The sequence below is a fragment of the Pseudomonadales bacterium genome, from assembly GCA_013215025.1.
Lineage (GTDB): Bacteria > Pseudomonadota > Gammaproteobacteria > Pseudomonadales > DT-91 > DT-91.
The window spans coordinates 1-3,931 of sequence record JABSRR010000009.1 but is presented as its reverse complement, the minus strand read 5'-3'; the positions used below and the strand labels follow the sequence as shown (position 1 = coordinate 3,931).

The window sequence follows — 3,931 nt, the reverse complement described above, 5'->3', positions numbered from 1 at the left end:
AACGGTGCTTGCTGATCTTCGCGATGATCATGCAAATATTCGACTTGATGCACAGCTTGGTGCAATGAACCGCCAAGCGCAACATTGATATCTTGCAGCCCTCTACAGGCTGCAAATAACGGCGTATCGTTCGCTATTGCAGTATCAATAATGGCCTGGCTAAGTTGATCACGTTGGCTGTCGTAATTAAAGTCGGCATCGATTTTTGTCTCGCCATATAAAGCAGGGTCAACCATTGAATAGGCACCCGTTAAAAATATACCGTCAAGTCGATTAATCCAATGCTCTATCGTCATGATATCGCTTAATGCTGGAATAATAACCGGCACTACATCGGCTGCATCGGCGAGCGCACGAAGGTATTTATCGCCAGCCACGTGAAAGGGATGTGGGTCAATGGTTTTAACATCGCTGATAACCCCTACCAGCGGCTTTTGCTCCGAAAGAGCCATAGCTCAGCCTTTTGTTTGCTTTAATAGACAAGAGCATAAAATATTTTTTACACTCTGAAAAGCCATTTACGTGCATAAATACTGGTTTCACTGAGATTTTTAATCAAACTTGGGCACTTGCTTGGTGTTCAGAATAATTTATACTGTGTTCAAAAGATTTCACACTCCGTGAATCAACAGTCATTTTTTTGTTTTACATGCTTACAGTAAGATAGGTAAAGGTTACAGCTATGACAAGCGCGGTAGATTTTACGCAAAGTTATATCGATGGGCGCTGGCAAGACAGCCACCGCGGCTTAAGCTATGCGGTGATTAACCCCGCGACGTCAGAAAACATTGCCGAGGTCGCCGATTGCGATGCAACTGACGCTTTGGCAGCGATCGAGGCTGCCGAGCATGCATTAAAGCCATGGCAGGCGTTAAGCGCTGGTGAGCGTCATGCCTGTCTTATGCAATGGCATCAGTATATTCTCAGCGCTGCCGATAAGCTTGCACATATCATGACCTTAGAATCTGGTAAGCCGCTGGCAGAATCGTATGCCGAGGTTAACTACGCTGCCTCGTTCGTTGAATGGTTTGCCGAAGAAGCCAAGCGCGTATACGGAGAAACCATCCCCGCCCCCAGTGCCGATAAGAAAATGTTGGTCACCAAACAAGCCGTCGGGGTCTGCGCAGCCATCACACCATGGAACTTCCCACTCGCCATGATCACCCGTAAAGCTGCGCCAGCGCTGGCCGCCGGCTGTACAATGGTGGTCAAACCTGCAGAAGCTACGCCATTGAGCGCTCTGGCTTTAGCCAATTTAGCCGAACAAGCCGGGATTCCCGCAGGGGTTTTTAATGTGGTGACGGCAAAACATGGCCAGGAGGTTGGTCAAGTGTTGTCGCAAGATCCACGAGTGAAAAAACTGTCGTTTACTGGCTCAACGCCCGTGGGCAAATTGCTACTGCGGCAATGCGCCGATACGGTCAAAAGAGTATCGATGGAATTAGGCGGGAATGCGCCCTTTATTGTGTTTGATGACGCGGATGTCGATCAAGCCGTGGCAGGCGCGCTAGCGTCCAAGTATCGCAATACGGGTCAAACATGCATCTGTGCCAATCGTTTTTATATTCAAGCAGGTATTTATGATCGCTTTGTGCAAGCCTTGCATACAGCGGTGTCTCAGATGCAAGTCGGCAATGGGCTAACAGAAGGCATTAATCTTGGACCATTAATTAATCAAGCGGCGCTAGATAAAGTGAGTCATTTGGTCGACGATGCCAAGCAAAAAGGCGCCACAGTTGTTACTGGCGGGCAAACGCATGCTTTGGGCGGCTTATTTTATCAACCAACCATTCTTACTGGTGTTGAAAGCGATATGGATATTGTGCAGCAAGAAATCTTTGGGCCGGTCGCTGCGATTACTCGCTTTAGCGATGAAGCCGACGTTATTGAGCAAGCTAACGCCACGCCTTATGGCTTAGCCGCGTATTTTTTTGCCACAGATATCAGCCGCGTTTGGCGGGTCGCAGAAGCATTAGATTATGGCATGGTTGGTATCAATGAAGGGGTCATTTCTGCTGTGATGGCGCCGTTTGGCGGTGTCAAAGAGTCTGGCCTAGGTCGTGAGGGCAGCCGTCATGGTTTGGATGAATATCTAGAATTAAAATATTTATGCATGGGCGGTTTAAACTAAGGGTTTTATATGCATTATCAAGAAGTGAGCGATTTTCTCCAACGCTACCCGAATGTTCAAACGATTGAACTCTTGCTGCCCGACTTAAACGGGGTACTGCGCGGCAAGCGTATTGAAATAGACTTATTAGAGAAAGTCTATCAGCAGGGGTTCTGCCTACCGGCCTCGGTGATGAGCCTCAACAGCAGCGGCGCATCGGTTGAAAAAGCCGGCCTGGGTCTGGCGCAAGGTGATCGTGATTATTTATGTCGACCGATTCCCGGCACACTCGCCATTGTTCCCTGGGTCGACCATCAAACTCGCGCGCAAGTGCTCTGCACGATGTACGATGACGACGGTGAACTACTGCCATTAGTGCCTAGAAACGTTTTGTTAAAAGCCGTTGAGCGGTTTCAAGGCCTAGGCTACCAAGTCGGCATTGCCTTGGAGTTGGAATTTTATCTGGTCGATACACAAAGAACGGAAAACGGTGCATTACAGCCGCCTGTGTCTCCTGTCAGTGGTCAACGCATGAACGCGACTCAAGTATATGCCATGCAAGATCTTGCTGATCACGATGCATTTATTGCTGCGGTGCTAAACGCCGCCAGAGAACAAGGCATTCCTGCGGATGCGGTGATTGCCGAATACGCTCCTGGTCAATTCGAAGTCAATTTGAATTATGGCGATGATATCGTCGCCGCTGCAGATCATGCCTTACTATTGAAACGCGTGATCACTTCAGTGGCAAAACAGCTGGGTATGCATGCGACCTTTATGGCCAAACCCTATCTGGATGAAGCCGGCAATGGCTTGCACATGCATTTAAGCCTGATGGACAGCAAGGGGCAGAATATTTTTGCCCCTGATACAGCAGAGGCTTGTGCAACGGACAATCGTTTCATGCAACAGGCAGTCGCAGGCCTAATCGATATGGCCGATAGCTGTCAGGCCTTGTGGAGCCCGACTATCAATAGCTTTAAGCGCCTAGCGCCCGGCTCTTTTGCGCCAACCAGCAAAACCTGGGGCTATGACAATCGCTCGGTGGCATTGCGTATACCTTCAGGTAGCCGAAATGCTACACGTATCGAACATCGTATGGCTGGCGCTGACGCCAACCCCTACCTAGCAACCGCCGCATTGTTAGCCGGTGTTTATGTGGGGCTTACTCAAGCCTTACAAGTACCGACGCCTGTGATCGGTGACGCCTATAAACAAGAGCATCCTCGTGTTGCGGATAATCAACGCGACGCACTGAGGAAAATGCAGAGCGATAATCGCATCAGCGAATGGTTTGGCGAGGCGTTTGTCGAATTGTATGCCACCGTTAAGTGGGATGATGTGCGCCTGTTTGAACAACATATTAGCGCGTTAGAATATGAGCTACTATTACCCTATGTTTGAGCTAGCCTATAATTAAACTAGACTGTGTTTGAACTAGATTTTAGGCCTGATCTTGGGCTTGGACAAACTCGGTGTTTACGTTAGCGATGGCTGTAAGCCATAGGCTGAGTTAAATACCCAGCCTGTCGCGCAAACCGTAATAAAAAGCACCGGCTGCAGTGTAAGGCACGCGCAACATGCGGCCACCTGGAAACGGTAGGTGTTTCAATCCGGCAAAGGTATCAAAGCGTGTGGCATCACCCTTGAGTGCCTCGGCAATAATTTTACCGGCCAGGTGAGTGGTGGTGACGCCGTGACCACTATAGCCTTGCGCAAAATAAATATGATCGTTAAGGCGGCCAAATTGCGGAAGACGACTCATGGTGAGCAGAAAATCGCCGCCCCAAGCAAACTCAAAAGCAACGCCTTTTAACTGCG

The 3,931-nt window shown here is 49.2% G+C and carries 4 protein-coding genes; 2 read left to right on the top strand and 2 right to left on the bottom strand.

Annotation, left to right across the window (positions count from 1 at the left end; all coding sequences use genetic code 11):
- A partial coding sequence (locus tag HRU21_01310) for a gamma-glutamyl-gamma-aminobutyrate hydrolase family protein (GenBank protein NRA40924.1) occupies positions 1 to 452 on the bottom strand: 452 nt, incomplete at its 3' end.
- 230 nt (positions 453 to 682) lie between these two features.
- On the opposite strand from HRU21_01310, the gene HRU21_01305 reads away from it, so the two are divergent.
- Together HRU21_01305 and HRU21_01300 are read left to right on the top strand one after the other, a co-directional pair.
- A complete protein-coding gene (locus tag HRU21_01305) occupies positions 683 to 2,131 on the top strand; it encodes an NAD-dependent succinate-semialdehyde dehydrogenase (protein ID NRA40923.1) in 1,449 nt (482 codons plus the stop codon).
- A gap of 9 nt (positions 2,132 to 2,140) precedes the next feature.
- Complete coding sequence (locus HRU21_01300; GenBank protein ID NRA40922.1) at positions 2,141 to 3,514, top strand: glutamine synthetase; 1,374 nt, start codon at positions 2,141 to 2,143, stop codon at positions 3,512 to 3,514.
- Positions 3,515 to 3,623: 109 nt separating this feature from the next.
- Here HRU21_01300 and HRU21_01295 read toward each other — a convergent pair.
- Positions 3,624 to 3,931, bottom strand: a 308-nt coding sequence (locus tag HRU21_01295; protein NRA40921.1) for an FAD-binding oxidoreductase, incomplete at its 5' end; no start/stop codon positions are given.

Excerpts from the sequence above, each read along its gene's own strand:
- HRU21_01300 (NRA40922.1), top strand. The coding sequence starts at position 2,141 with ATGCATTATCAAGAAGTGAGCGATTTTCTCCAACGCTACCCGAATGTT.
- HRU21_01305 (NRA40923.1), top strand. The coding sequence starts at position 683 with ATGACAAGCGCGGTAGATTTTACGCAAAGTTATATCGATGGGCGCTGG.